This window comes from Endozoicomonas sp. 8E (genome assembly GCF_032883915.1).
GTDB lineage: Bacteria > Pseudomonadota > Gammaproteobacteria > Pseudomonadales > Endozoicomonadaceae > Endozoicomonas_A.
Genome location: NZ_CP120717.1, coordinates 7,315,415 through 7,342,372, shown reverse-complemented (window position 1 = coordinate 7,342,372; position 26,958 = coordinate 7,315,415). Strand labels below are relative to the sequence as shown.

General features: G+C 48.1%; 30 protein-coding genes. 15 read left to right on the top strand and 15 right to left on the bottom strand.

The window, feature by feature from the left end:
* Positions 1–37: 37 nt before the first annotated feature.
* The 11 genes from oppF to P6910_RS26420 all read right to left on the bottom strand — a co-directional run bounded on the left by oppF (position 38) and on the right by P6910_RS26420 (position 9,007).
* The gene (oppF, locus tag P6910_RS26470) at positions 38–1,063 is read right to left on the bottom strand and encodes a murein tripeptide/oligopeptide ABC transporter ATP binding protein OppF (RefSeq protein ID WP_317144215.1); all 1,026 of its coding nucleotides are present in this window, start codon (positions 1,061–1,063) and stop codon (positions 38–40) included.
* Positions 1,060–2,055: an ABC transporter ATP-binding protein gene (locus P6910_RS26465; RefSeq protein ID WP_317144214.1), complete on the bottom strand. Its 996-nt coding sequence runs from the start codon at positions 2,053–2,055 to the stop codon at positions 1,060–1,062. The genes oppF and P6910_RS26465 overlap by 4 nt, the downstream gene beginning before the upstream one ends.
* Position 2,056: 1 nt before the next feature.
* Complete coding sequence (gene oppC, locus P6910_RS26460) at positions 2,057–3,001, bottom strand: oligopeptide ABC transporter permease OppC (RefSeq protein WP_317144213.1); 945 nt, start codon at positions 2,999–3,001, stop codon at positions 2,057–2,059.
* 18 nt (positions 3,002–3,019) lie between these two features.
* Positions 3,020–3,946, bottom strand: coding sequence for an oligopeptide ABC transporter permease OppB (oppB, locus tag P6910_RS26455; RefSeq protein ID WP_317144212.1), 927 nt, complete (start codon positions 3,944–3,946; stop codon positions 3,020–3,022).
* A gap of 176 nt (positions 3,947–4,122) precedes the next feature.
* Positions 4,123–5,760, bottom strand: coding sequence for an ABC transporter substrate-binding protein (locus P6910_RS26450; RefSeq protein ID WP_317144211.1), 1,638 nt, complete (start codon positions 5,758–5,760; stop codon positions 4,123–4,125).
* 662 nt (positions 5,761–6,422) lie between these two features.
* Complete coding sequence (locus tag P6910_RS26445) at positions 6,423–7,013, bottom strand: YhgN family NAAT transporter (protein WP_317144210.1); 591 nt, start codon at positions 7,011–7,013, stop codon at positions 6,423–6,425.
* Positions 7,014–7,170: 157 nt separating this feature from the next.
* Complete coding sequence (locus P6910_RS26440; RefSeq protein WP_317144209.1) at positions 7,171–7,581, bottom strand: hypothetical protein; 411 nt, start codon at positions 7,579–7,581, stop codon at positions 7,171–7,173.
* 65 nt (positions 7,582–7,646) lie between these two features.
* Positions 7,647–7,868: a hypothetical protein gene (locus tag P6910_RS26435; RefSeq protein WP_317144208.1), complete on the bottom strand. Its 222-nt coding sequence runs from the start codon at positions 7,866–7,868 to the stop codon at positions 7,647–7,649.
* A 119-nt stretch (positions 7,869–7,987) separates the two neighbouring features.
* A complete protein-coding gene (locus tag P6910_RS26430) occupies positions 7,988–8,527 on the bottom strand; it encodes a gamma carbonic anhydrase family protein (RefSeq protein WP_317144207.1) in 540 nt (179 codons plus the stop codon).
* Positions 8,524–8,814, bottom strand: a complete 291-nt coding sequence (locus tag P6910_RS26425; RefSeq protein ID WP_317144206.1) for a DUF2442 domain-containing protein — start codon at positions 8,812–8,814, stop codon at positions 8,524–8,526. The genes P6910_RS26430 and P6910_RS26425 overlap by 4 nt, the downstream gene beginning before the upstream one ends.
* Positions 8,774–9,007 carry a DUF4160 domain-containing protein gene (locus P6910_RS26420; protein ID WP_317144205.1) on the bottom strand — a complete coding sequence of 78 codons (234 nt, stop codon included), beginning with the start codon at positions 9,005–9,007 and terminating at the stop codon, positions 8,774–8,776. The genes P6910_RS26425 and P6910_RS26420 overlap by 41 nt, the downstream gene beginning before the upstream one ends.
* Before the next feature lie 184 nt (positions 9,008–9,191).
* Between P6910_RS26420 and P6910_RS26415 the strand changes: the two genes are divergently transcribed.
* A protein-coding gene (locus P6910_RS26415; protein WP_317144204.1) for an IS5 family transposase occupies positions 9,192–9,940 on the top strand; the annotation gives its coding sequence in 2 pieces (ribosomal slippage) (positions 9,192–9,516 and positions 9,516–9,940; 750 coding nt in all).
* Between the two features lie 50 nt (positions 9,941–9,990).
* On the opposite strand, the gene P6910_RS26410 is transcribed toward P6910_RS26415, so the two are convergent.
* Positions 9,991–10,173: a hypothetical protein gene (locus P6910_RS26410; RefSeq protein ID WP_317144200.1), complete on the bottom strand. Its 183-nt coding sequence runs from the start codon at positions 10,171–10,173 to the stop codon at positions 9,991–9,993.
* Here P6910_RS26410 and P6910_RS27070 point away from each other — a divergent pair, their 5' ends adjacent.
* The 4 genes from P6910_RS27070 (at position 10,174) to P6910_RS26395 (ending at position 14,245) form a co-directional block, all read left to right on the top strand.
* The gene (locus tag P6910_RS27070; RefSeq protein ID WP_410493960.1) at positions 10,174–10,545 is read left to right on the top strand and encodes an IS607 family transposase; all 372 of its coding nucleotides are present in this window, start codon (positions 10,174–10,176) and stop codon (positions 10,543–10,545) included.
* Complete coding sequence (locus tag P6910_RS26405; RefSeq protein WP_410493959.1) at positions 10,457–11,671, top strand: RNA-guided endonuclease InsQ/TnpB family protein; 1,215 nt, start codon at positions 10,457–10,459, stop codon at positions 11,669–11,671. The genes P6910_RS27070 and P6910_RS26405 overlap by 89 nt, the downstream gene beginning before the upstream one ends.
* Before the next feature lie 157 nt (positions 11,672–11,828).
* Positions 11,829–13,877 carry an oligopeptidase A gene (gene prlC, locus P6910_RS26400; RefSeq protein ID WP_317144202.1) on the top strand — a complete coding sequence of 683 codons (2,049 nt, stop codon included), beginning with the start codon at positions 11,829–11,831 and terminating at the stop codon, positions 13,875–13,877.
* 116 nt (positions 13,878–13,993) lie between these two features.
* Positions 13,994–14,245, top strand: a complete 252-nt coding sequence (locus P6910_RS26395) for a YheV family putative zinc ribbon protein (protein WP_317144201.1) — start codon at positions 13,994–13,996, stop codon at positions 14,243–14,245.
* Between the two features lie 195 nt (positions 14,246–14,440).
* Here P6910_RS26395 and P6910_RS26390 read toward each other — a convergent pair whose 3' ends face one another.
* Complete coding sequence (locus tag P6910_RS26390) at positions 14,441–14,623, bottom strand: hypothetical protein (RefSeq protein WP_317144200.1); 183 nt, start codon at positions 14,621–14,623, stop codon at positions 14,441–14,443.
* Between P6910_RS26390 and P6910_RS27065 the strand changes: the two genes are divergently transcribed.
* Both P6910_RS27065 and P6910_RS26385 read left to right on the top strand, forming a co-directional pair.
* A complete protein-coding gene (locus P6910_RS27065; RefSeq protein ID WP_410493958.1) occupies positions 14,564–14,986 on the top strand; it encodes an IS607 family transposase in 423 nt (140 codons plus the stop codon). The genes P6910_RS26390 and P6910_RS27065 overlap by 60 nt on opposite strands.
* Positions 14,907–16,112, top strand: coding sequence for an RNA-guided endonuclease InsQ/TnpB family protein (locus P6910_RS26385; protein WP_410493957.1), 1,206 nt, complete (start codon positions 14,907–14,909; stop codon positions 16,110–16,112). Before P6910_RS27065 ends, P6910_RS26385 begins: the two co-directional genes overlap by 80 nt.
* A 95-nt stretch (positions 16,113–16,207) precedes the next feature.
* On the opposite strand, the gene P6910_RS26380 is transcribed toward P6910_RS26385, so the two are convergent.
* Entirely contained in the window at positions 16,208–16,858 is a 651-nt protein-coding gene (locus tag P6910_RS26380; protein WP_317144198.1) for a hypothetical protein, read from the bottom strand.
* 1,239 nt (positions 16,859–18,097) lie between these two features.
* Here P6910_RS26380 and coxB point away from each other — a divergent pair.
* Genes coxB through P6910_RS26360 form a run of 4 tightly spaced genes read left to right on the top strand, consistent with a single transcriptional unit; the run spans position 18,098 to position 22,401 of the window.
* The gene (gene coxB, locus P6910_RS26375) at positions 18,098–19,312 is read left to right on the top strand and encodes a cytochrome c oxidase subunit II (protein WP_317144197.1); all 1,215 of its coding nucleotides are present in this window, start codon (positions 18,098–18,100) and stop codon (positions 19,310–19,312) included.
* An 11-nt stretch (positions 19,313–19,323) separates the two neighbouring features.
* Positions 19,324–20,925, top strand: coding sequence for a cytochrome c oxidase subunit I (gene ctaD / locus P6910_RS26370; protein WP_317144196.1), 1,602 nt, complete (start codon positions 19,324–19,326; stop codon positions 20,923–20,925).
* A complete protein-coding gene (locus P6910_RS26365) occupies positions 20,925–21,494 on the top strand; it encodes a cytochrome c oxidase assembly protein (protein WP_317144195.1) in 570 nt (189 codons plus the stop codon). Before ctaD ends, P6910_RS26365 begins: the two co-directional genes overlap by 1 nt.
* A 10-nt stretch (positions 21,495–21,504) precedes the next feature.
* On the top strand, positions 21,505–22,401 hold the full coding sequence (locus P6910_RS26360) for a cytochrome c oxidase subunit 3 (RefSeq protein WP_317144194.1): 897 nt from the start codon (positions 21,505–21,507) through the stop codon (positions 22,399–22,401).
* A 50-nt stretch (positions 22,402–22,451) separates the two neighbouring features.
* On the opposite strand, the gene P6910_RS27060 is transcribed toward P6910_RS26360, so the two are convergent.
* Entirely contained in the window at positions 22,452–22,604 is a 153-nt protein-coding gene (locus P6910_RS27060; RefSeq protein ID WP_410493956.1) for a DUF2909 family protein, read from the bottom strand.
* Between the two features lie 202 nt (positions 22,605–22,806).
* Here P6910_RS27060 and P6910_RS26350 point away from each other — a divergent pair, with 202 nt between their 5' ends.
* From P6910_RS26350 to P6910_RS26335, 4 genes are all read left to right on the top strand, one after another.
* Positions 22,807–23,589, top strand: coding sequence for an SURF1 family protein (locus tag P6910_RS26350; RefSeq protein WP_317144192.1), 783 nt, complete (start codon positions 22,807–22,809; stop codon positions 23,587–23,589).
* Between the two features lie 194 nt (positions 23,590–23,783).
* On the top strand, positions 23,784–24,941 hold the full coding sequence (locus tag P6910_RS26345) for a diacylglycerol/lipid kinase family protein (RefSeq protein ID WP_317144191.1): 1,158 nt from the start codon (positions 23,784–23,786) through the stop codon (positions 24,939–24,941).
* Between the two features lie 165 nt (positions 24,942–25,106).
* Positions 25,107–26,294, top strand: a complete 1,188-nt coding sequence (locus P6910_RS26340; protein ID WP_317144190.1) for a diacylglycerol/lipid kinase family protein — start codon at positions 25,107–25,109, stop codon at positions 26,292–26,294.
* Positions 26,295–26,342: 48 nt separating this feature from the next.
* Positions 26,343–26,948 (top strand): hypothetical protein, encoded by a 606-nt coding sequence (locus P6910_RS26335; RefSeq protein WP_317144189.1) that lies wholly within the window; start codon positions 26,343–26,345, stop codon positions 26,946–26,948.
* The last annotated feature ends 10 nt before the right edge of the window (positions 26,949–26,958 follow it).

The window sequence follows — 26,958 nt, the reverse complement described above, 5'->3', positions numbered from 1 at the left end:
CATATCCACGTCAGCAGATATGGCAAGAAGTACAGGTTCAGGCCTTGGGACAGGCCGCAAAATGCTGGTTGCCTACATCCATCAATCTTGGACGATGCTCGGCGCAGCTGGCTTCTGCTATCGGGCAGCGGGTTCTGAAGACACAGCCGCTGGGTGGGTTGATAGGTGATGGCAGGTCGCCTTCCAGCAGTTCAATCTCCTTCTCTTTTTCCATTTTCGGATCAGGGATAGGCACCGCCGATAACAACGCTTTGGTGTAAGGATGACGGGGGGCATCGTACATCGGCTCGGCCTTGGCGGTCTCTACCTCATTACCCAGGTACATCACCAGTACGCGGTCACTGATGTGCTTGACTACGCTCAGGTCGTGGGCAATAAAGATCAGTGACAGCCCCATCTGTTGCTGAAGCTCTTTCAGCAGGTTAACCACCTGAGCCTGGATGGACACGTCCAAAGCACTCACCGGCTCATCACAGATCACCAGTTTCGGCTTGAGAATCAGTGCCCGGGCAATACCAATACGCTGACACTGACCACCAGAGAACTCATGGGGATAGCGGTTAATAACATTGGGCAGCAGGCCCACCCTGGCCATCATTTCACGAACCCGGGAAAGAATCTCATCTTTCGAGAGATCCGGATAATAGTTTCGAAGAGGCTCGGCAATGATATCGCCTACGGTCATTCTCGGGTTCAGTGATGCCAGAGGGTCCTGAAAAATCATCTGGATATCCTTACGGATATTTTTCATGGCTTTTTCCGGTAGCCCGGCAATATTGCCGTCCTGCCAGAGAATTTCACCCTCCGTAGCCTTCACCAGACCAATGATCGAGCGAGCCAGTGTTGATTTGCCGCAACCGGACTCACCTACGACGCCCAGGGTTTCTCCTTCGAAGAGATCAAAACTGACACCATCAACGGCTTTGAGGACCGGGGATTTCTCCCAGGGCCAGTTTTTGGCTTTATGAATCGGGAAATGAACCTTAACATCCCGCACTTTCAAAATAGGCTGAGGGCTCTCTATAGCTTGCTGAGGGCTTTTTATAGCTGGCTGAAGGCTCATGCTGCCACCCCCCTGCCGGAAGTATTTACGGGGTTGTCGGGTGTCCAGAAACAGGCTTTTTGACGACCTTCGCCAAAGCTCTCCAGTGGCGGCGCTTCCTGCTGGCAACGTGGTATGACGTGGGGGCAACGCTCCTGGAAAGGACAGCCCTGTGGAAGGCTCAACAGGTTCGGAGGATTGCCCGGAATAGTGGGCAGAGTTTCACCCTCTGTATCCAGTCGTGGAATCGCACCCAGCAGGCCTCGGGAGTAAGGATGACGAGGATCATAGAAGACCTCGTTGGTGGTGCCATATTCCATGGTACGACCGGCGTACATCACCAGTACCTTGTCACAGATGCCGGCCACAACCCCCAGGTCGTGAGTGATCATAATGATGGCGGTGTTAAACTCGGTCTTCAGCTCATTCAACAGCTCCATGATCTGGGCCTGAACGGTGACGTCCAGTGCGGTGGTCGGTTCGTCAGCAATCAACAGTTTGGGACGACACAGCAACGCCATGGCAATCATAACCCGCTGACGCATGCCGCCTGAAAATTCATGGGGATACATATTCATTCGCTTGCGAGCCTCAGGAATTTTTACCGCATCCAGCATCTTTACGGATTCTTCAAAGGCTTCTTTTTTGCTTATGCCTTCGTGAAGTTGTAAAACTTCCATTAATTGAGGCCCTACTTTCATGTAGGGATTCAGTGAGGTCATGGGGTCCTGGAAGATCATGGAGATCTTTTGGGCACGAATACGGTTCAGCTCTGTTTCACTCAGACCGAGAATGTTCTGGCCCTCAAATTTGGCAGAACCCTCAATAATGCCGTTTTTGGCCAGCAGTCCCATGAGGGCAAAAGCGGTCTGACTTTTACCTGACCCGGACTCTCCTACCAGACCCAGTGTTTCGCCAGCGTTCAGAGAAAAGGTCATATTGTTTACGGCTGTGACATCCCCGTCGGGTGTCGTAAATCGAACCCGCAGGTTATCGACATCTAATAGTTGCATATCAACGATCCTTCGGGTCCAGGGCATCACGGAGCCCGTCGCCAATAAAGTTGAAACAGAACAGGGTAATCACCAGAAAAGCAGTCGGGAAGGCCAGTTGCCAGATTGCCACTTCCATAGAGATGGCGCCCTCGTTGACCAGTGCGCCCCAGCTGGTCATGGGCTCCTGAACACCCAGTCCCAGGAAGCTCAGGAAGGATTCAAACAGGATCATTCCGGGCACCAGCAGGGAGGCGTAAACCACCACAATACCGAGCAGGTTAGGAATTAGGTGACGGAAAATAATCTGGCTGGAATTGGCGCCACTGATGATGGCTGCTTCGACAAACTCCTTGCTCTTCAAGCTCAGGGTCTGACCCCTGACGATACGCGCCATATCCAGCCAGGAGACGGCCCCTATGGCAATAAAGATGAGCAGTATGGAGCGTCCAAAGAAGGTGATCATCAGGATAACCAGGAACATAAACGGGAAAGACTGAAGAATTTCCAGGGCCCGCATCATCAGGTTATCAACACGGCCACCCAGGAAGCCCGCCATGGCACCATAAATGGTTCCGATAATAACGGCCACCAGAGCCCCCAGTGCACCCACCATGAAAGAGATTCGTCCGCCTTCAAGGGTCCGTACGAAAAGGTCCCGACCGAGGTGGTCGGTACCAAAGAAATGACCGGTTTCCATAGAGGGTGGTGCAGCCATATTGGCCCAGTCAATTTCTTCATAAGTGAACTGACTGGCCGCAGGGCCAAAGATAATGAGCAAAGTGACGGCTGCCAGAACAATCATACTGGCGACCGCGGCTTTGTTACTCAGAAAGCGTCGGCGGGCATCGGCCCAGAGGCTGCGCCCTTCAATCTCCAACCGCTCGTTGGCAAGCTGTTCGGAGAAGTTTTCCACAGCCTTGTGGCTCTCTTTTTTCACCATGTTATTCACAGTGCCGGTTTTCATGGAAATAGACGCCATGGTTTAACCCCCCACCCTGATTTTTGGATCGATCAGCCCATAGAGAATATCGACGATAGCGGTGAACAGGATGGTCAGTGAACCAATGATGATCGTCAGTCCCAATACCAGCGAGTAATCCCGATTCAGTGCTCCGTTGACAAAGTGCTGGCCCATGCCCGGCAGGCCAAACACGGTTTCAATCACCACTGAGCCAGTGATAATGCCGACGAAAGCCGGACCCAGATAAGAAACAACAGGCAGCAATGAGGGTTTCAGGGCATGTTTGAGAATAATGTGATGCTTTGGCAAACCCTTGGCCCTGGCAGTACGAATAAAGTTGCTGTTCAGGGTTTCAATCATGCTGGAACGCATGATTCGGGCTATTGCCGCTACATAAAGAATACCCATGGCGGCGACAGGAAGAATCATGTTCTGCCAGCTACCATCGTTCCAGCCACCCGCAGGCAACCACTTCAGGCTGATGGAGAAGATCAGTACCATCAGTGGCGCAATCACAAAAGAAGGAAGTACGACGCCCACCATGGAGAACGTCATAATGGTGTAGTCGATCCAGGAATTTTGCTTCAGGGCTGCCAGAGTTCCCAGTCCAACCCCCACAATAACGGTGAATAAAAACGCCAGTGAGCCAATGGTCAGGGAAACCGGAAAGCTCTGGGCCACCAGTTCGTTAACAGTGTAATCCTTGTACTTGAAAGACGGTCCCAGGTCGCCCTGCAGAAGGTCTTTCAGGTAATAGGCAAATTGTTGCCAGAGCGGCTTGTCGAGGTGGTACTTGGCTTCAAGGTTGGCCAGGATCTCCGGTGGCATATTGAAATCGCCCGTGAAAGGGCTGCCCGGAGCCATCTGCATCAGAAGGAACGACAAAAGAACGAGAATGAACAGTGTCGGAATCGCAACGCCGATGCGTTTCAGAATAAATATAAACATAGGTACACTCTTTGTTAGTCTTAGACGACTATGTGTCCCTGACTGTATGTAAAACTTGTTTCCATGCAGGAGAGGCTGTTGCCAAGCCTCCGGTTGACCGGCTTCAGTCCGGCAACCGGAGGTTTTGCGACATCCCTCAAGAGCGTGGGAACCAAGGGTTTTCCACGCCAGAGAGATTAATGCTTCTTGATATACAAATCTCTGGTGTAAACGTTGTCCTCAACATTGCTCATTGGGTAACCACCGACGTATGGCTTAACCAGTCGGCTGGTTACGTATTGGTAGATAGGAGCGACAGGCATCTCATCAGCCAGAACTTTCTCGGCTTCAGTGTAGAGATGGGAGCGCTCTTCGTCGCTGGTCACAACTCTGGATTCCGCCATCAGCTTGTCATACATCTCGTTAACAAACCTGGAGTCATTCTGACCGTGGGTGGAGGTATTCAGATCCAGCATGGTAGAGGCTTCATTGTAGTCGCCGATCCAGCCGCCACGGGCTACTTCGAACTTGCCGTCGTTTCGGGAGTCGAGGAATGTTTTCCACTCCTGATTAACCAATGTTGTTTTCACACCCAGTGGCTTCCACATCTGAGAAATGGCGATAGCGATTTTTTTGTGAGCTTCGTCAGTGTTGTACAGGATTTCCAGTTCCAGCGGCTTGTTTGGACCGTATCCAGCTTCAGTCATCAGGCGTTTGGCTTCTGCATTACGCTCTGCCTGGGCCATTTTGCTGTATTCAGTGGTTGGTGGTACAAAGCCGCTGATGGTATCAGGGGTGAAGGTGTAAGCAGACTTCTCACCCTGACCTTTCACGTATTGGGTGATCGCATCACGATCGATGGCGTAGGACAGAGCCTTACGAACACGGGCATCGTCAAAAGGCTTACGTTCCGTGTTAAAGCTGTAGTAGTAGGTACCCAGGTATGGAGTTACCTTCACTTCACTGGGTGCCTGCTTTTTCAGGGACTTGAAGTGTTCAATAGGAATCACGTAAGTCATGTCCATTTCGCCGGCCTTGTAGCGGTTCAGCTCTGGAGTGTTCTGGAGAGGCAGGTATGTCACCTTGTTGATAACGGTTTCATTATTGTTCCAGTAGTTATTGTTACGCTCCAGAACGATTTTTTCGTTTACACGCCAGTCAGCCAGTTTGTATGCACCGTTGGATACCATGTTGCCCGGGCGGGTCCAGCTGTCTCCCAGCTTTTCAACAACTTTCTGGGGAACAGGGAAAGTGGTCTGGTGAGCCAACATTTTGATGAAGTAAGGAACAGGCTGTTCCAGAGTGACCTGAAAGGTTTTGTCGTCAATAGCTTTAACGCCCAGACTGTCTGCTGGCTTCTCGCCTTTGACAATAGCAGAAGCGTTAACGATGGTTGGGATTTCCATGAACCAGGCATAACGGGAGGCTGTTTCAGGATCAACCGCGCGCTGGAAAGCAAAGACAAAATCGCCCGCTGTTACCGGGTCACCATTGGACCATTTAGCGTTGTCACGAATTTTAAATGTAAATACTTTATTGTCTTTGGAAACAGTCCAGCTTTCAGCCTGTCCCGGGATAGTGTTGCCTTCAGCATCCTGAGTTACCAGACCTTCAAACAGATCTTTGGTGATGTTAGAGCCTGGAACACCTTCTACTTTCTGAGGATCGATAGAAGCAGGTTCTGAGCCGTTACCGCGGACCAGTTCCTGGGCCTGTGCCAACTGTGTGCCTGCTGGAACGACAGCGGCGTTGGCGCTGGTGACGGCCATGAGGCTGGCGGTCAGAGTCAAAGCCGGAATACCGGCAAGTGTCAGAGCCTTGAGTGGCTTCTTCATATTGTTATCCCCTTCATTCGATGACCGGTTTGATAACGGTCAACGCATAATTCTGATTGGAGTTATGGTAATGGGCGGGTGCTGTTGCTGCTGACGGATGTGTCAGAGCAAGACGAGTAACACACGATCCTGTGTATTGCCGTTTTATAACACCTTGTTCAATGTTCTCAACCTGAGTAAAGAGTCATCTACTGGTGGTTGTTTTTATTTGATGGACTACTGTCGTCAATTCCGCCGGGTGTAGCATTGATCCCGAAAAACAGATCACGGAAATCTTCCCCAACCCTGGTCATCGTCTCTTCGGATTATGTGTTTTTAATACAGAAAAACCGAATCACAGTGGTCGGGTAACCGAATATAACTAAAAGTTGTAAAAAGGATCAAGAAGGTTTTTGAACGTAAGTGCGTAAAAATTGAATCGTTCAAAAAAGTTAGACTTGTTGAAATTTACAAAAATACAGATGAATAAACTTACTTTTCTTTGATCTATGGTTATAAGTTTTTTTCATAAGGGTAATGAAGTTTTTTTATGCTGGTGAAGTTACACTTTTTTTACAGCGCAGCAGGCGATAAGTATTTTGTATGGAAGATATAAATTAAGAATAATTTCACGAGTTCTGACGTTGGAGGCTGACATGTGACAGCCTCCAAGCGGTTGAGAATCATCCCAGATATTTGGCAATACCATCCATAAACATTTGCACAGAAAGCATCACCAGAATCATCCCCATCAATCGCTCAATAGCGAATACACCTCGGTTGCCCAGGACTCTCATAAATTGATTAGAGCACATCAGGATGGCTGCGGATGCAGCCCAGGCGATCAGTAGTGCCGTCACCAGTTTGGCCTGTTCTCCCGGGTGCTGATTACCCAGCAGAATCAGGGTGGCCAGTATGGAAGGACCGGCAATCAAAGGGATGGCCAGAGGTACGATGAAAGGCTCGCCATCGGGGGTGTCACCCATGATGCCACCACCTCGGCTGGGAGGGAAAATCATCTTGATGGCGATAATAAAGAGGATAATCGCCCCTGCAATACTGACCGCTTCCTGCCTGAGGTGCAGTACCTGCAGCATGGCATCACCGACAAACAGGAAAATCACCAGAATCAACAGGGCGATCAGCATTTCCCGCATCAGAATTTTGACCCGACGCCTGGGGGGCACAGCTTTTAGAACAGAGATAAAGATTGGCATATTGCCGAGCGGATCCATAATCAGGAACAGCAATATGGCTGTGGAGTAGATTTCCATCGGTTTAGCTTAAACTCAGAATTAGAATAAAAAAATTGAGCGGGCTTATAACATCTGGCCTTTAAAAAAACCAATCCTGATTTGTCGATTTTACACGACAAAGCCCGGCCATTAAAATCTGGCGGGCTTTTTGTGGAGGGTGAGTTTTCGAAAGTGATTAGTTTTGCGTATTGGGAATTCTCTGACGAATGAGTAACTCGAGCCGATCAAAACGCTCGTCGACCTTGTCAAAGCGCTCATCGACTTTGTCAAAGCGCTGATCGACTTGGTCAAAGCGTTTATCATGTTCATCAAAGCGTTGCCGGGTTTCCTTGACGAACGTGTTGTGTTGTTCATCCGCCCTCTTGAACCCTACGTGGGTCGCTTCTGTCAGAGCGGCTATGCATGCCTTCACGGCAGCAAGATCCGTCTTCACCCCTGAGACATCTAACTTTAATCCGGTAATATCATGCTGATTAGTGAGCGCAATGTTTTTTATGTCTGCACACACCCTGGCCAGACTGTGCATATCTGCGTCAAGATTTTTATGCTGGGCTTCAAGCTTTTCGAGTCTTACTTCTAAGGACATAAATCATGGAGCCTGTTTAGGTGAATTGAGTCGTCAGCTTAGCAGACCTTTTAACTTGCATAGGCTTAGATAACAAAATTCTTTTGGCTCAGCAACAATGCCAGCCTGGATTGTTTATCTTTCGTATATCCAGAATGCTGTTCAGCGGTTTGGGCACTGAGGTTTTCATGGAATTTCTCAGCCTGCTTCTCAGCGTTGTAGATTTCCTGCTTATCCAGTTGGCTGTCGGCGATCCAGTGGGACTGTTGAGTGGCCGCTGTGTTGATGGGTTTAATGGCTTCGTTCATAGTGAATCTCCCCAAATCATTTGCTGATATGGGAAGATTAGGTCTGGATAGTTCAAGCGTCTGTAATACTTTGGGCGAAAGTGAATTTTAATTATATTAAATTTATTTTTAATAACCTTTCAAAGGCCTAAGTATTCGTTTTTCAACTTCACATAGTTGTCAGCACCGTAAGAGAAGAGGGCCTTCTCTTTTTCACTGATTGGGCGAGCCTTCTGGGCTGGATTGCCTTTGTAAACAAACCCGCTTTCCAGTCGCTTTCCCGGTGGCACCAGGCTGCCCGCTGCGACAATCACTTCCTCTTCGACCACTACGCCATCCATCACCACGGCTCCAATGCCAATCAGGCAACGATTGTGGATCTTACAGCCATGCAGGGTGACCTTGTGACCGACCGTCACTTCATCACCAATAATCAACGGATAACCATCAGGGTTAAACGCGCTGGCATGGGTGATATGCAACACCGAACCGTCCTGAATACTGGTTCTTGAGCCTATGCGGATGCGATGCATATCTCCGCGTATCACCGCCATGGGCCAGACGGAGCTGTCTTCACCAATTTCTACGTCGCCCAGGACCAGAGCGGTTTCGTCAATAAATACCCGGTCACCCAGTGTTGGAGTATGACCTCTGAAGGTTCTGATGGATTGGCTTGTCATGGTGTTTGGCTTCTTTGCTTGCTCTTTGTCTGGGCTTTAAGAGGAAAACGGTCAGGAGATTCAATCATTGCTTCAGTAAGATCAACATCAATATCTGGCCAATAGAAGTGACCTTTTCTGAGTTCTTCAACGTTGATGATTGCACTTACTGGCTGGTCCTTAAACCATGGAAAATCTTCGTAAGACATGAACAGCTCTTTGCCACTGGTCAATAGCCAGATGCCATGAGATGAGATATTTGTCACTTCAGTTCCGGAAGTGCATATTCCATGCGTTGATGATGGCATAGTGCTTCTCCTTGATCAGTTTCTCAATCTCTCGAATTTGTTTGGATGAATGATAATAGTTTTTTGCAATTTCTATCTCGGGTTCCAACCAGGATTTGGACTCACCGTCTGCAGATACAACATGAACATGAGGTCTTTCCTCTTCCCTGGAGAAGAAGAAAAAACGATACCCATTCTTCTTGAATACAGTCAAATAAAATTGCAACAATCGCAAAATCAATTACGCCAGACACAAGATAAATCGTCAAAAGGTGAATTTATCTTGTGGGGTTCAACTAGGGGGCGTTCTTATCCAACCGACCGAACAGATAAAAACATCAGTAACCTGACCGGAAAGACACCTAAAAGTGATCTAGAGTATGGCATTTAGGTTTGCTATGACTCGCACAGTACTCAAAGATGAACAATGGGATCGGATCAAAGACATGCTTCCCGGTAAAGTCTCTGACCCCGGACCAACAGCTGACAACAGGTTATTCATTGAGTCGATTCTCTGGCTTGCTCGTACCGGAGCACCTTGGAGAGACATGCCTGAAGAGTTCGGTGATTGGCACAATATATACAACCGATTCAGTCGCTGGAGCTTGAAAGGAATATGGAATCAAGTCTTTGAAGAACTGAGTCAGGATTGTGATATGGAATACCTCATGGTTGACGGATCAATCACCCGTGTTCATCAACACGGTGCTCCAAAAAAACGGATAACAGTGCCGAAGCAGTTGGAAAATCAAGGGGAGGTTTAACAACCAAGATCCACGCTGCGACGGATGCACTTGGTAATCCTGTTCGCTTCATTCTCACAGCTGGACAAGCATCAGAGTACGGACAGGCAAATGCCTTGATAGAGGGGTTTTCAGCGGACTTCGTTCTTGCTGACAAGGGATATGACTCAAATGCATTCCTCCTCGAGGTCAAGAAGTCAGGTGCTGAAGCAGTGATTCCTCCAAAGCGAAATAGGATAGATCAGCGAAAATATGACAAAGAAATCTACAAGGAGCGAAATCTAATTGAGCGACTATTCCAAAAGCTCAAGAACTTTCGGCGAGTTGCAACTCGCTATGAACGCTTGGCACGCAATTATATGGGAATGCTTCAGATAGCAGCCATCATGATCTGGTTAGCATGACAACGTCAGTAAATTGATCGTCTGGTTAGATAAGAACGCTCCCTACAAAGCTAGCCAAGATTGAAGGCGTAACCAGCCAAACTATGAGGCGCAAGATCGAAAGCGGTCACTACGAAAAAGTGAAGCAAACCAGTGGTGGTCACTTCCGCATATTCATTAGCCAGTAAAGGAAGATATGCTATGCAAGAGTCAGTTCTGGAAAGCAAAAATCCAGCATCGACACGTGAAAGCATATCTTACTCCAAAAACATCCTGACGCAGAATTTATCAGCGACATTGCCAGTGCTTTCAACTTTAAGCGAAAAGGGCTGCAAACCATTCTGGAATCAGCGGTGTGCGGAAATCCAACCCATATTGTGGTTGCCACAAAAGATCGACTTGCCCGATCAGGATTTGAACTTATCAAATGGCTTGTTGAATTATCGGGAGGACACATCGAGGTTTTGGATGACCCGGATAACGCCAGTGAGTCATTCGACACCCAAGAGCTTATCGGTTTCATTACCTCATTCTGCAATAGCCACTACGGGAAGCGATCTGCTAAAAGACGCAAAGGACGCAAAGATAGTAGCGTCAAAAAAGATCAGGTTTTACCCAGAGAATAAGCAAGCCTATCACGATGCCCTGATGCTCTATCGGAGGTCGTACAACCTTGCTGTTGAGCGTTTCCGCAACGATGACTATAAAGATGCCAGCGGAAAATTCATCAACATGCGACCCGCCATTAAAGCTCAAGTGGAGCAGGAGCAAAAAGAAAGTGGCAGGGCTTATAACTCGATTGTTTCTGATAATGGAACACTGGCGGCAGCGACCACATTCAAAGCGGTCTGCGAGCACAACAAGAAGCTCAAGGGAGCTAAAGAGGGCTTTGCAGAAATCAGTTTCAAAAGCCGCAAAGGTAGCAGGCACTCATTCTCTATTGACCGTTTGCCAAAGGGATTAAATCCCTGCGTACAGGCTCTTGGCAAGATTCACCTGACAGAAGATGTGCCAGCAGAAGCGATTGGCAAGTCTTGTGTCATAACCTACGACAAAGGTCGCTGGTTCATTCAGGTTCAACAACATATTGAGCTAAATCCCGAAATCCAAGGGAAGGTTAGATGCGTTGGAGTTGACCCCGGAGTTCGCACCTTTGCCACTTGCTACAGCGAAAAGGAGGCGTTGATAGCGGGTAATAACGTTGCAAAAACAAAGCTGTTCCCACTGATGAAGCAAGTGGACAGCTTGATCAGTCAAAAGCAAAAAATCCTGAACACGCAGAAGGGCGTTAAGTTCCCCGACATGCCCCAGTGGGCAAGAGATCGGATTATTCATTTCAACAGGGAAATTGACCGGCTGAAATGCAAAAAGGATGACATTGTTCTTGATCTGCATAACCGGCTGGCGTTCGAGCTGGTGTCGAACTATGACGTTGTATTTTTGCCAACCTTTGAGACAAGAGGTATGGTCACACGCAAAGATAAGAAGGTTCGCACCATTCGCCGTAACACCTGCCGCCAGATGCTTGACCTCAATCACTACCAATTCAAAAAGCGGCTTAAGTGGTACGCAAAAAAGTATGGAAAGCATGTAGTTGATTGCAACGAAGCCTATACATCCAAGACTCAATCATGGAGCGGGACCATTGACGAAAAATTAGGTTCTTCCAAGGTTATTAAGGGTGAGGGCTTCACCGTTGATCGTGATATCAACGGTGCCAGAAATGTCTTTCTTAAGTGTTTGACAAGGTAGCTTGAACCTTGGCCATTACAGCGAGTGTTGCGCTCGTTGCGGTTTTAATCAAGAGAACGCTTTCAAGTATTGCATTGTCCTTGAAAACCGATAATCCTGCACCCATAGACATAACAAGAACGATCAGTTTGGACAATAAACAGCGAGCATCTGAATTATGAGCAACCCACTGCTGGAAACCTGCGAACTGCCTCCTTTTGCCAAGATTAAACCAGAGCATATAAAACCGGCTGTAGAGACCATTATTGCCGAAAGTGAGCAAGCGGTAGACGCACTTCTGGCAGATAAAAATCTAACGTTCAGCTGGAAGACGCTTCAGGAACCCATGGACAGTCTGGGAGACAGGCTTAATCAGGCCTGGTCTCCGGTGGGTCATATGAATGCTGTTGTGAATACCGATGAATTAAGAGATGCTTACAATGCCTGTCTTCCCCTGCTTTCCGAATATTCAACACGGCTGGGTCAGAATCAGGATCTCTATCAGGCCTATCTGAAGCTGTCCGAGTCAGCCGGGTTCGAAAATCTGGATAAGGCTCAGAAAAAAGTCATTACCGATAATCTGCGGGATTTCAAACTGGCAGGTGTTGCCCTGCCCCAGGAGGAAAAAGCCCGCTACGGCGACATTCAGAAACGCCTTTCTGAACTGACCAGTAAGTTTTCTGACAATGTTCTGGATGCCACCATGGCCTGGTCCAAACTGATTACCGATGAATCAGAGCTCGTCGGCCTGCCTGAATCCGCATTGGCAGGCGCCAGACAGCTGGCAGAGTCCAAAGGTCACAGCGAAGGCTGGATGCTGAATCTGGATTTTCCGAGCTATTTCCCGGTGATCACCTATGCAGACAATCGTGAATTACGGGAAGAGGTTTATACGGCATTCAGTACCCGTGCATCAGACCAGGGTCCGAATGCGGGTGAATTTGATAATTCAGACAACATTAATGAAATCCTCAAGCTGCGTCAGGAGCTGGCCGAACTGCTGGGTTTCAACAACTATGCAGAATACTCATTGGCGACCAAAATGGCTGACTCCACTGACAAGGTCGTTGCGTTTCTGGAAGATCTGGCCAGTAAGAGCAAGCCTCAGGCAGAAAAAGAACTGAATGAACTGAAAGCCTTTGCCAAAGCAGAACACGGTGCTGAAGATTTGCAGGCCTGGGACATTGGCTACTACGGCGAGAAGCTCAGGCAGCAGCGCTACGCTATTTCTCAGGAAGAGTTGCGTCCCTGGTTTCCGTCAGAAAAAGTAGTGAATGGCATGTTCTCTGTCGTGCAACGCCTATTCGGAATTACCTTTGACAAGGTCACCGACGTTGAAACCTGGCACAAAGATGTTGGCTTCTTCAATGTTATTCGCGATGGCGAAGTGATTGGTCGTTTCTACCTCGATCTTTATGCCCGTGAACACAAGCGGGGCGGTGCCTGGATGGGTGAGTGCCGGGTGCGTCGCAGGATTGGCGACAAAGTTCAGCTACCAGTGGCCTACCTCACTTGCAACTTCACACCACCCGTTGGTAACCAGCCTGCCCTGCTGACCCATGACGAAGTTGTGACCCTGTTCCATGAGTTTGGTCACGGTCTGCATCATGTGCTGACCCGGGTCGATTACTCTGCCGTATCCGGAATCAATGGCGTAGCCTGGGATGCAGTCGAGCTGCCCAGCCAGTTTCTTGAGAATTGGTGCTGGGAAGAAGAAGGTCTGGCGTTGATCTCCGGCCATTTTGAAACAGGCGAGCCTCTGCCTAAAGATAAACTGGATAAATTACTGGCCGCTAAAAACTTCCAGTCCGCCATGATGATGGTGCGTCAGCTGGAGTTTTCACTGTTTGATTTCAAACTGCATAAAGACTTCTCAAACAGCGAGAGTGAAGGGAAAACGGTTCAGGCGGTATTGGATGAAGTTCGCAGCCAGGTCTCTGTAGTTATTCCTCCGGCCTTCAATCGTTTCCAGCATGGCTTCAGTCATATCTTTGCGGGGGGGTATGCGGCGGGCTACTACAGCTACAAATGGGCTGAGGTGTTGTCAGCGGATGCCTTCTCCCGATTTGAAGAAGAGGGTATATTCAACCGCCAGACCGGTGAGTCTTTCCTGCATGAAATTCTGGAAAAAGGCGGTTCCGCTGAGCCCATGGAGCTGTTTGTAAATTTCCGTGGCCGAGAGCCAGAAGTGGATGCTCTGTTGCGCCATTCGGGTATCTCTGCCTGAAAAGAGAACTTTGAGTGAAAGGCTCTGAGATCATGGGATCTCGGGGTCCTGGTATTTCTTTATGTGCTGTGGGTATCTATGCCCTACGGCACCTGTGCCCTGTAGGCCTCAGAGCTATGACTACGAAAAGATTTATTGCCGGAGCCGTCTGCCCATCCTGTGGTCAGCAGGATTCGGTGAGGATGTACACCGAGAACGGTGAAAACTATCGCGAGTGCGTGGAATGCCATTATTCGGATGTGATGGAAAAAGACCCTTCTCTTGCGGGGAAACCACCAGTGACGAGGGTCTCCCCAGAAGACAGGAAGTCGGATGATGATGCTAAAAAGGACAGCGCTGTTCAGATCGTAAGAATACTGGATCAATAACCCTGAGTTCGAAATCAGATGTTATGATAAACCTTCCCAGCTGTGCTGCTTTGCAAATGCGCCATGGCTATTGGAGTTTAACAAGCGATGTTCAAATACAGTCAAATAAAATTGCAACAATCGCAAAATCAATTACGCCAGACACAAGATAAATCGTCAAAAGGTGAATTTATCTTGTGGGGTTCAACTACAAAGCTAGCCAAGATTGAAGGCGTAACCAGCCAAACTATGAGGCGCAAGATCGAAAGCGGTCACTACGAAAAAGTGAAGCAAACCAGTGGTGGTCACTTCCGCATATTCATTAGCCAGTAAAGGAAGATATGCTATGCAAGAGTCAGTTCTGGAAAGCAAAAATCCAGCATCGACACGCGAAAGCATATCTTACTCCAAAAACATCCTGACGCAGAATTTATCAGCGACATTGCCAGTGCTTTCAACTTTAAGCGAAAAGGACTGCAAACCATTCTGGAATCAGCGGTGTGCGGAAATCCAACCCATATTGTGGTTGCCACAAAAGATCGACTTGCCCGATCAGGGTTTGGACTCATCAAATGGCTTGTTGAATTATCGGGAGGACACATCGAGGTTTTGGATGACCCGGATAACGCCAGTGAGTCATTTGACACCCAAGAGCTTATCGGTTTCATTACCTCATTCTGCAATAGCCACTACGGGAAGCGATCTGCTAAAAGACGCAAAGATAGTAGCGTCAAAAAAGATCAGGTTTTACCCAGAGAATAAGCAAGCCTATCACGATGCCCTGATACTCTATCGCAGGTCGTACAACCTTGCTGTTGAGCGTTTCCGCAACGATGACTATAAAGATGCCAGCGGAAAATTCATCAACATGCGACCTGCCATTAAAGCTCAAGTGAAGCAAGAGCAAAAAGAAAGTGGCAGGGCTTATAACTCGCTTGTTTCTGATAATGGAACACTGGCGGCAGCGACCACATTCAAAGCGGTCTGCGAGCACAACAAGAAGCTCAAGGGAGCTAAAGAGGGCTTTGCAGAAATCAGTTTCAAAAGCCGCAAAGGTAGCAGGCACTCATTCTCTATTGACCGTTTGCCAAAGGGATTAAATCCCTGCGTACAGGCTCTTGGCAAGATTCACCTGACAGAAGATGTGCCAGCAGAAGCGATTGGCAAGTCTTGTGTCATAACCTATGACAAAGGTCGCTGGTTCATTCAGGTTCAACAACATATTGAGCTAAATCCCGAAATCCAAGGGAAGGTTAGATGCGTTGGAGTTGACCCCGGAGTTCGCACCTTTGCCACGTGCTACAGCGAAAAAGAGGCATTGATAGCGGGTGATAACGTTGCAAAAACAAAGCTGTTCCCACTGATGAAACAAGTGGACAGCTTGATCAGTCAAAAGCAAAAAATCCTGAACACGCAGAAGGGCGTTAAGTTCCCCGACATGCCCCAGTGGACAAGAGATCGGATTATTCATTTCAACAGGGAAATTGACCGGCTGAAATGCAAAAAGGATGACATTGTTCTTGATCTGCATAACCGGCTGGCGTTCGAGCTGGTGTCGAACTACGACGTTGTATTTTTGCCAACCTTTGAGACAAGAGGTATGGTCACACGCAAAGATAAGAAGGTTCGCACCATTCGCCGTAACACCTGCCGCCAGATGCTTGACCTCAATCACTACCAATTCAAAAAGCGGCTTAAGTGGTACGCAAAAAAGTATGGAAAGCATGTAGTTGATTGCAACGAAGCCTATACATCCAAGACTCGATCATGGAGCGGGACCATTGACGAAAAATTAGGTTCTTCCAAGGTTATTAAGGGTGAGGGCTTCACCGTTGATCGTGATATCAACGGTGCCAGAAATGTCTTTCTTAAGTGTTTGACAAGGTAGCTTGAACCTTAGCCATAACAGCGAGCGTTGCGCTCGTTGCGGTTTTAATCAAGAGTCCTCCGCATTAACGTCTACTTCATCGTCAGTGTCCCGGATCAGGCTGCTGACGTAAACTTCAGTTCAATACCCATACGGCTGGACAGGCAATTCCATTTTGACCAGGTCGTTACCCACTGCTCCGGATTGCGGTTGTTGACGAAATCCTTGAACATGCGATCGTTATAGAGCTCCTGCGAACGAATCATGTGCCTGACCGTCTGCTCAACGATTTTGTCCAGCTCATTGCCAAACTCTTCACCCAGAATGGCATGAATGATCAGGTTGGCCCAGGTCATGTTCATCGGGATCAGGGGAGAGCCGATTCGAGATAGGTAACTGTCGTTTACTTCCTCAATCAGTCGATGAGTAAAGTAGGCTTTATCCAGCAGATCAAACAGTCCCACATTATTCTGGGATTGCAGAACCGGTGCCAGAAAGTTCTCTTCGGCAATGCTTAGAAAAGGGGAAATGAAAGCCTCAATGTCCAGTTCCTTTGAAGCCTGATCCAGCGCTTCAAGAAAGTCAGGTACATGATCAATGTATTCAACTGCAAACTTCAGCAGTGTCTCACTGGCCATGTCGTCGGGAAGTTCGATTGTGTGGTGCAACTGCTCCACCTGTTGACAGACAAGCGACTGAAGGTGGCTTGAGCCCTCTTCGTGCTTTCGGGCACAATCGATCAGATGATTAATTGCCTCTACGTCCATGATTGTCTCCGTTGCGGTTGCTATTAATTTGGGTACTGCAACGCCACCTTGAAGGTGTTAAAAAGACCATAGTGCAAATAAGAACTCAAGCTTTTTTAAATACCTCTTTTTCATAATAAGAAGATCTTTTATTCATTAAATTAGAATTTAAAAAAGACTGTAAATCACGATAAAAATGAAAAAGTGCAAGTGCTTGTGCAGTCAAAAAAATGACGCACTACATATGCTTAAACAGGCTTTAAAAGTTGGTTCTGATGAGCCCACTTCAAGGTGTAATAAAAACATCGTTAAGATGCTGAATGGATGTTTGTATCCATGATAGGCGTCATAAAGTTGTGCAGGCTCAATAAGAGTGATCGAAAAGAAGTCTGAACAAGTATTCTTTCCATTAAATTTCCGTTACCTTATTTTAAACGACAAGTGACTATTTTTCAGTAGAGATATTTTTTGACAAGGCTCTTTTCATTTTGTGCAATCATGTTGTTTAATGGGGTTCTGGGACTATACTTGATGAGCGATCATTGTCAGACTGAATGTATCAATCAATGCGTCTCACGGGTATTGTTATTTGCAGGGTGTTCCTGTGCAGTAGTTTTTGCAGGCTGGGTCCGAAGTAGTATGACGTTGTCGGTTGCTTAGCGCTCTCTTGCGATTGAATATTGGCACTTTGGCTTTCCGCAGATAGCCTCAGCCGGGTTGTTTTTTTCTCCACGACGAAAAAGAAATAACAGGTAGACGGTTGGCTGAAATCTCTGTAAATCAGCAGCTCTGGTAGTTAGCTCTGATGGTTAAAGTGCATCGCAGTTTTTCTGGCAAGATGCTGTGTGGCTCCTATCCGGTAGCGACAATTAGTCAAGTCAGTAAGCACTACTCCGGGGTGTCCGGATCTCAGTGCTCACTGCCCCATCGCCTCTGAAAGCAAGACTTGGGTCTGCTCAACAATAATAATAAGTCACCGCCTTGTCTGGGCGGACAGTCAGGGGATGTAAGGGAATGATGCAGCACGCACTAGCTCTCTTTCTTTTGATAAAAACTGCCATGAGCGGGACGAAAAGCATGAGCGGTAAATATCGCCCATCCCGGATGTTGCCAGTGGCGGGGTTCCGGTATGGAGCCATTTTTCGAATAGTCCGGTCGTTATTGTCGCTCGGATCGAGAAAAGTTTTGGTTTCCTCCACTTGTTTAACTTCCAGGGTACGATTCTCTTTCATCAATTCCGGGGGAGCCGGTCAATACTTCTTGGTTTTTCTGACCACACTATCAGGTTTTTTGATTCCCGGTCGTCTGTTGGCTGATTGGAAAGTCAATATGACTGAGGGGGTTACGGCAGTCAGTCGTTCGGTTTACGACTTGCATATGACCATATTTATTATCTGTGTGGTCATTGGCATTGTGGTCTTCGGTGTTATGTTTTACTCCATTTTCATGCACCGTAAATCAAGAGGCGTCAAGCCCCATCCTTTCCATGAAAGTACGATTGTTGAAATACTGTGGACGACCATTCCTCTCTTAATTCTGGTGGCTATGGCGATTCCGGCAACAAAAACACTGATTGATATCTACGATACGGATGAAGCTGAAATTGATATCAAAATTACCGGGTATCAATGGAAGTGGCAGTACGAGTATCTGGGAGAAGGAGTGTCCTTCTTCAGTAATCTCAAAACAACACCGGAACAGATTTATAACGTTCGCAGCAAAGACCCCAACTATCTTCTGGAAGTGGACGAACCACTGGTATTGCCTGCGGGTAAAAAGATCCGTTTCCTGGTGACTGCTGCGGATGTTATTCATTCATGGTGGGTACCTTCATTCGCCGTTAAACGGGATGCTATTCCCGGCTTTATTAACGAAGCCTGGACCAACGTCGAACGTCCCGGAATTTATCGTGGTCAATGTGCAGAACTGTGTGGGAAGGATCATGGTTTTATGCCCATTGTAGTGGATGTCAGGTCACCTGAAGACTATGAAGACTGGTTGTCGGAGAAGAAAACACTGGCTGCTAAAGAGCGTGAGTTAACCAGTAAAAACTGGACTATGGCTGAGCTGATGGAGCGCGGCAAAAACACTTACGAAAGAGTCTGTGCGGCCTGTCACCAGGTCAATGGTGAGGGTATGCCGCCGCTGTTTCCTGCCCTCAAGGGATCAAAAATGGCCGTTGAGAAAGATCAGGTCAAAGCGCATATCGACATTGTGCTGAATGGCAAGAAGGGTACCGCCATGCAGGCCTTTGCTGCCCAGTTGAGTGAAGTCGATCTGGCGGCAGTCATTACCTACGAAAGAAACGCCTGGGGCAATAATACCGGTGATCTGGTTACGCCGAAACAGGTTCTGGAATACAAGAATACCGGGGAGTACAAACCGGCAGGTACTGGACCTTCAGGCGGGTCCGCTGCCGTCAATAAGCCAACGGCTAATGAGCCGAATACCAATACACATCAGGCTGGACTGTGAGGAATGCAACCATGACTGCTGTGACAGACACATGTTCAAATGAAAAACCAAACGAGCATCATGACCATCACGGTCCTGCCAGAGGGCTGATGCGCTGGGTGCTGACCACGAACCATAAAGATATTGGCACTATGTATCTCTGGTTCAGTTTTATTATGTTCCTGACCGGTGGTGCTATGGCGATGGTTATCCGGGCAGAACTGTTCCAGCCGGGAATGCAGATCGTTGATCCCGGCTTCTTTAACCAGATGACCACCATGCACGGTCTCATTATGGTATTCGGTGCGGTCATGCCTGCCTTTGTCGGCCTGGCTAACTGGATGATTCCATTGATGATTGGTGCGCCAGACATGGCGCTGCCAAGAATGAATAACTGGAGTTTCTGGATTCTGCCTTTTGCTGCCGTGATGCTGATCAGTACACTGTTTATGGAAGGCGGGGGTCCAAACTTTGGGTGGACATTCTACGCACCGCTGTCAACTACCTACGGGCCGCCGTCAACCACCTTCTTTATCTTTGCCATCCACATGCTGGGTATCTCGTCCATCATGGGGGCGATCAATATTATCGCCACCATTCTGAACCTGCGGGCACCCGGCATGACCATGATGAAGATGCCTTTGTTTGTCTGGACCTGGCTGATTACAGCGTATCTGCTGATTGCTGTTATGCCGGTTCTGGCCGGTGCTGTGACCATGATGTTGATGGACATCCATTTTGGCACCAGTTTCTTTAATGCAGGCGGTGGTGGTGACCCTGTTTTGTTCCAGCATATATTCTGGTTTTTCGGGCATCCGGAAGTGTACATTATGATCCTGCCTTCTTTCGGGATTGTGTCAGCCATTCTGCCAACATTCGCCAGAAAACCCCTGTTTGGCTACACCTCAATGGTCTACGCCACCGCAAGTATTGCTTTTCTGTCGTTTATTGTCTGGGCGCACCATATGTTCACCGTGGGCATTCCGCTGGTGGGAGAACTGTTCTTTATGTACGCCACCATGTTGATTGCTGTGCCAACCGGTGTGAAGGTCTTTAACTGGGTTACCACCATGTTCAGGGGGGCAATGACCTTTGAAACCCCCATGCTCTTCAGTATTGCTTTTGTGGTGCTGTTTACCATTGGTGGTTTCTCTGGACTGATGCTGTCCATCGCTCCGGCTGACTTCCAGTATCATGACACCTATTTTGTCGTGGCTCACTTCCACTATGTACTGGTACCCGGCGCAATTTTTGCCATCTTTGCTGCAGTCTATTACTGGTTGCCCAAATGGACAGGCCATATGTATGACGAGACGTTGGGCAAGACGCATTTCTGGCTGTCCTTTATCGGAATGAACCTGACCTTCTTCCCGATGCACTTTATCGGGCTGGCGGGTATGCCTCGCCGCATTCCCGATTATGCCCTGCAATTTGCCGACTTCAACATGATTGCCAGTATCGGTGGCTTTATGTTTGGAACCACGCAGCTGCTGTTCCTGTTTATCGTGATCAAATGCATCAGGGGGGGCGAGAAAGCCAAGGCTCAAAGCTGGGAAGGTGCAGAAGGTCTGGAGTGGAGCCTGCCTTCACCGGCACCTTACCACACCTTCACCACACCACCGGATGTTAAGTAATGAGTGAGAAGGATGATGCCCCGGCCGACCTGTCGCGGAGAACTGTCATCAAAACTGGCTTGATGGCTGGTGGTATGTTTGGTTTCGGCTTTGCCATGGTTCCCTTATACGACGTGTTTTGTAAGGTAACAGGACTCAACGGTAAAACCGATCCGAATCCCTACCGCTACAATGCCGAAACGGCGAAGGTGGATACCAGCCGGAAGGTGAAAGTGCAGTTTGTGGCAACCAACAATGCTGAGATGAGCTGGGACTTCAAGCCCAGTGTCACAGAAGTGGTGGTTCATCCCGGACAGGTGGGAGAGCTGGAGTTTTTTGCCCGCAACCCAACCGGCGAACGAATGATCGGTCAGGCCATCCCCAGTGTTTCACCGTTTCAGGCTACCAACTATCTGCATAAGGTAGAGTGTTTCTGCTTCACCACTCAGACTTTGGAAGCAGGCGAAGAAAAAATCATGCCGCTTAGAATTATTGTGGATCAGGCATTACCCCGGCATATCACCAAACTAACGTTGTCGTACACCTTGTTTGATGTGACGACAATGGGAGAGAGGACACTGCCGTCCTGAGGAGATTCTGATGGCTCAAGAAGGTGAAGGTACCTATTATGTTCCGGCCCAGAGCAAGTGGCCAATCATTGCGTCGATAGGTCTTTTTACCATGCTGTTGGGTGCAGGCATGATGATGAACGACATGTCTGCAGGGGTAAAAGATTCGTTTGCACATTATGTGTTTTTCGGCGGCTCCCTGATCATGGCCTACATGATCTTTGGCTGGTTCAGTAATGTCATCGAAGAGTCCCGCAAAGGTCTTTACAGTGACCAGATGGACCGCAGCTTCCGTTGGAGTATGGGCTGGTTTATCTTCTCCGAAGTCATGTTCTTTGCGGCTTTCTTCGGAACGCTCTTTTATATCCGTTACTTTGCCGTTCCCTGGCTGGCCGGCGAGGGAGACGGTGCTTCCACCCATGAACACCTCTGGCCAGAGTTTGAGGCGGACTGGCCGCTGATGACCAACCCGGATAATGAAACATTCCCGGGAGCCCGTGGGGTCATCGATCCATTCCATCTTCCTCTGCTGAACACCCTGTTACTGGTCGCTTCCAGTATTACCCTGACGATTGCACACCATGCCCTCAGAAAGGCGGAGAGAACCAAGGTGAAGGTATGGATGATTCTCACCCTGATTCTGGGTTTTACTTTCCTTTACTTTCAGGCTGAAGAATACGCTGAAGCCTACAATGAGCTTGGGTTAACCCTGAGCGCGGGTATCTATGGCTCAACGTTCTTTATTTTGACGGGTTTTCACGGGGCACATGTCACCCTGGGTGCCATAATGTTGCTGATCATGCTGATTCGTATCTATAAAGGGCATTTTGAGCCGGATAACCATTTTGCTTTTGAGGCATCCAGCTGGTATTGGCACTTTGTTGATGTGGTCTGGCTCGGTCTGTTTATCTTTGTCTATCTGATATGAGGAGAGCCCGACATTTCCGGGAGGAGGTGGAGGTTAACGATTTTGGTCGTTTAGCGGTACAGCCAGGGAGCGTTACTGTGAACATCTCCAAACAGCCAGGCCACCACAATGATCAACATGATCAGGGCGGTCAGGCCAACCCGGGCGGTGAGCGAATTCAGCAGTTTGGCGGAACCGCCATTACCTTTAAGCAGAAAGTACATGCCTCTGCCCAGACAGAAGACTACGGCAAGAAAAAGAACAACAATAATAATTTTTAACCACATATAACACTCCCTGCTGATGCCTGAGTTGATGAAAAACAGTTTGCTTGACAGATTTTTAAATCAATTTGTGTCGTACATGTTTTTTCTTACGTTATAGGTATCCAAGTCAGAATAACAGCGGAGTTTGGTAGATCACCCGATGTTGAAGTATAGCTATCGATCCCTCAAGAGCTATCGCGTAAAGTTGTCGCTTTTAGTAGTGCTGCTTTTGCCCCTGCTAGTAAAACTGGGGTTCTGGCAGATGTCACGATACCAGGAGAAGCTTGAGCTTGAGCAGACCCTGGCAGAACGACAGAGCATGCCAGCACTCAGCCTCTCTGATATCAGTCGTTACTCTGATGCCATGTATCTGCCGATAAGTGTACGTGGTCGTTTTCTTTCCGATCGGGCTTTTTTTCTCGATAACCAGATTCACGAAGGTCGAGTCGGTTACGACCTGATCATGCCTTTTCTGGCCAATGACGGTCAGTATCTGTTGGTCAACAGAGGCTGGATACCTGCTCAATCCAGAGACAGTTTGCCGGAAATCAAGACTCCTCATGGAGAACTTGAGTTAACGGGCAAACTGTATCGGTTATTGGGGAATCCGTTCACGCTGGGTGAAGATATCTGGCATGAAGACTGGCCCAAACGGATTCAGGCCATCCACTTTGACCGAATGGGGGAAGCATTGGGGCAGAGGCTTCCTCTGTATATTCTGAAGCTGGAACAGAATCAGCCCGGCGCTTATCTGATACGCCCCCTGACAATGAAAACCACCTCTCAGAAACATCTCGGCTACGCTATTCAGTGGTTCCTGATGGCTCTGGTCCTGCTCGGTCTCTATCTCTGGCAGATGCTATCTTCAGGCTTGGGTCAAAGCCAACAAAAGCACCATAAAGAGGTCTCCGCGGCTGAGGCAAAAGAGGATGATTCAGTGTGATGAGCAGAACTTTTTATTTATATGGCCTGCTGTTTTTTATATTTCTTACTCTGGAAAAACATCGGCTAAGCTATTCACTGGTTTTTAATGCTGGGTCTTTACTTCTGGCAGTTGCGATCGCCAAGCTTGGATCAAAGCCAATAAAAGTAACTAAAACAGTTATCCGCTGCTGAGGCATAAGGGGGTGATTTACTGTGATTAGCAGAATTTTTTGTTTATACGGCCTGCTGTTTTTTATATTTCTTATTCCGGAAAATGGATTTGCGGTAATTCGCCACGTCTGTTTTATCGTTAATCCCACCAGTAATAATGGCCAGTGCGAAAGAGTCTGGGACAGTATCGAGGGAGCCCTCGACGAGTACTATGTAGCAAGGGGCTCTGTAGATCAGGCTGCTGCTCTGGTAGGGCCGACATATGAAGTGTTTTTGACGGAGCATCCTGATCATGCAACGGAACTGGCACATCGAGCATACCAGAACTGGCAGCAAGGGCAACACGCTCATGGAGATCAGTTATTAATTGTTGCCGTTGGCGGAGATGGCACTGTCCATGAGGTGGTACAAGGTTTAGAAAATCATCAGCAGCAAGTCGTTATAGGGGTTATACCGGCGGGTACGGGGAACGATATCGCAAGAACACTTCGTTTGGGTAATCCCATGCATGCTCTTCGGAGTCTGGTTTATGGAAGACCTACCCCCTTTGGTGCCTACAAAATTGAAGGTTGTCAAAGAGGAACTTGCGAGAAGAAAACGGTTTTGGCAGTGGACGAGTTTGATCTGGGTGTGACGGCTCAGGCGACAAAAAAGAAAAACGAACACGACAGTGGCGAGCGACCAAGCCGACTGCTGAGATGCTCTCCCAGAAAAATGGTCTATACAATGTCAGCCCTCAGTTCAGCAATGAGTTGGCGTACACCCACAGTCAACTGCAGTATTGATCGCGGAAGCAGCTTCAATATCCCCCTGAATCTTCTGGCAGCGGGAACAGGGCCAACGATTGGAGGTGGAGTCAGACTTTTTAATGGTATGCGTCCGAACAGTGATCAGGGACAGTTGCTCTACAGTCTGCGGAGGGCTCACCCGATTTCGACACTTTTTCAGATGACCATGCAGAGATTATTCAATCGATCAGGTCTGCAACAGGCCCGGTTTACTCAAATGGACATTGGGCACCACAGTCAGGCACCTCAGAATATTCAGGTTGACGGTGATATTTTGCTGCAAACCCCGGCACAAGTAACCTGGATGCCAGAAGTATTCCAGTTTATGAGACCCCCTGAACCCGGCGATTTCGGTTATGAAGCAATGCGTCGTGAAGAAGAGCTGATTTCTCTTGAATTTTTTAAACGTTAAATAGGGCTAAGTACTTATAAGACTATTTCTCAGAAAAACCTCAGCTACGCTATCCAATGGTTTTTAATGGCTGGGTCTGTATCTGTGGCAATTGCCACCGCCAGGCCCGGATCAAAGCCAGCAAAGACAGTTACCCGTGACTGACAGAAAAGAGGATGGTTTACTGTGAATAGTCGAGTTTTTTATTTATATGTCCTGCTGCTTTTTGTGTTTCTTATTCCTGTAAACGGATTTGCAACGATTCGTCACGCCTGCTTTATCGTCAATCCTGCCAGTAATAATGGTAAAGGTTGGAGGGTCTGGGACAGAATTGAAGAAGCGGTCAGCCAGCACTACACGGCAGTTGGCTCAGAAGACCAGGCTGCAGCTGCGCTACAAGCGACATATAACGTTTTTTTTACAGAGCATGCGGGTCATGCAACGGAACTGGCAATGGAGGCATATCTTGACTGGCAGCAGGGGCAACATGATCAGGAAGATCAGTTATTGATTGTTGCTGTTGGTGGCGATGGCACTGTCCATGAGGTGGTTCAGGGTCTTGAACGTCAACCACAAGTTGTTATTGGTGTTATACCGGCGGGTAAGGGCAACGACATAGCAAGAACACTCAGATTGAGGAACCCGAGGCATGCCCTTCGGACTCTGGTTTATGGCGCCTCTATGCCCTTTGGTGCCTACAAAATTGAAGGTTGTGAAACAGGTAGCTGCGAGAAGAAAACGGTTCTGGCAGTGAGCGAGTTTGACCTGGGTTTGACGACTCAGATGACAAAAAAGAAAAACGATCACGACAGTGGTGAGCGACCAAGCCGACTGCTCAGATATTCACCCAGAAGTATGGCCTCTGCAATGTTAGCCATGAGTTCAGCTATGAGATGGAATACACCCATAGTCAGGTGCACTACTGATAATGGCAGGTTCAATATTCCATTGAATTTTCTGGCCGCAAGTACAGGGCCAACGTTCGGAGGAGGAATTGCCCTTTTTAATTATATGCTCCCGATCTGTACGCGGGGAAAGCTGCTCTACAGTCTTCAGAGGACGCATCCCATTTGGACACTTATTCAGATGACTATGGAGAGATTACTCAATTGGTCAGGTCTGACTCGGACGAATATGCAGAAATTACGCAATTGGTCAGGTCAACGGGAGCTTGTTTTTACTCAATTGGGCATTCAACATCAGGATGAGACACCGCTGTCTATTCAGGTCGATGGTGATATTGCACTGCAAACGCCGGCACAAATAACCTGGTTGTCGTCAGCGTTCCGGTTTATGAGACCTCCCGAATATGGAGAACTCGGTTATACCCTTATGGACCTTGACGAAGCCAGGGATGATCCGGATTCCTTTTAAATTTTGAGTGTGGATATGTGACTATCTAATCAACCGGGTATTATAAGAATGAAAAGAGTAAAGAATGCAAAAAGTCGCTGGCAACTGGCTCTGGTTATTCTCATGCCATCTCTGGCAATGGGTTTGGCCTGGTACTTTTATTTCTTTGGAACACAGTTTGTGCCGGATGGTCGTACGAACAAAGGTGAACTGTTGTTGCCCCCTGCCAGCTTCCAGAGCATGATGCTTGAGAAAAACAACGAAATGTTTGATCTGCAGGGGCTGGAGGGACACTGGGGGATTCTGGTATTTGGTGACGAGAGCTGCTCCGATCAGGCTTGTCAGGAGACGCTCTATCAAACCCGTCAGGCGCATCTGGCGCTAGGTAGAGACAGTGACCGGGTCGTTCGGCTTTTTATTTCCTCCTCATCCAATCCTGAATTGAATAAGCCTTTACTCAGCGAACACCCTGATCTGATCTGGTTAGGCAGTCGTAAAGAATCGGTGTTGAACGCTCTGGGTAAAAACCCGGGTGAAAAAAGAGAATGGCCAACCAATGGCTTTTACATCGTCGACCCACTGGGGAATATCATGATGAAGTATCAGCCGGGGCAGTACGGTGGAGATTTATTAAAAGACTTAAGGAAGTTGCTTAAAGCATCAAACATCGGCTGATATTAAAAAG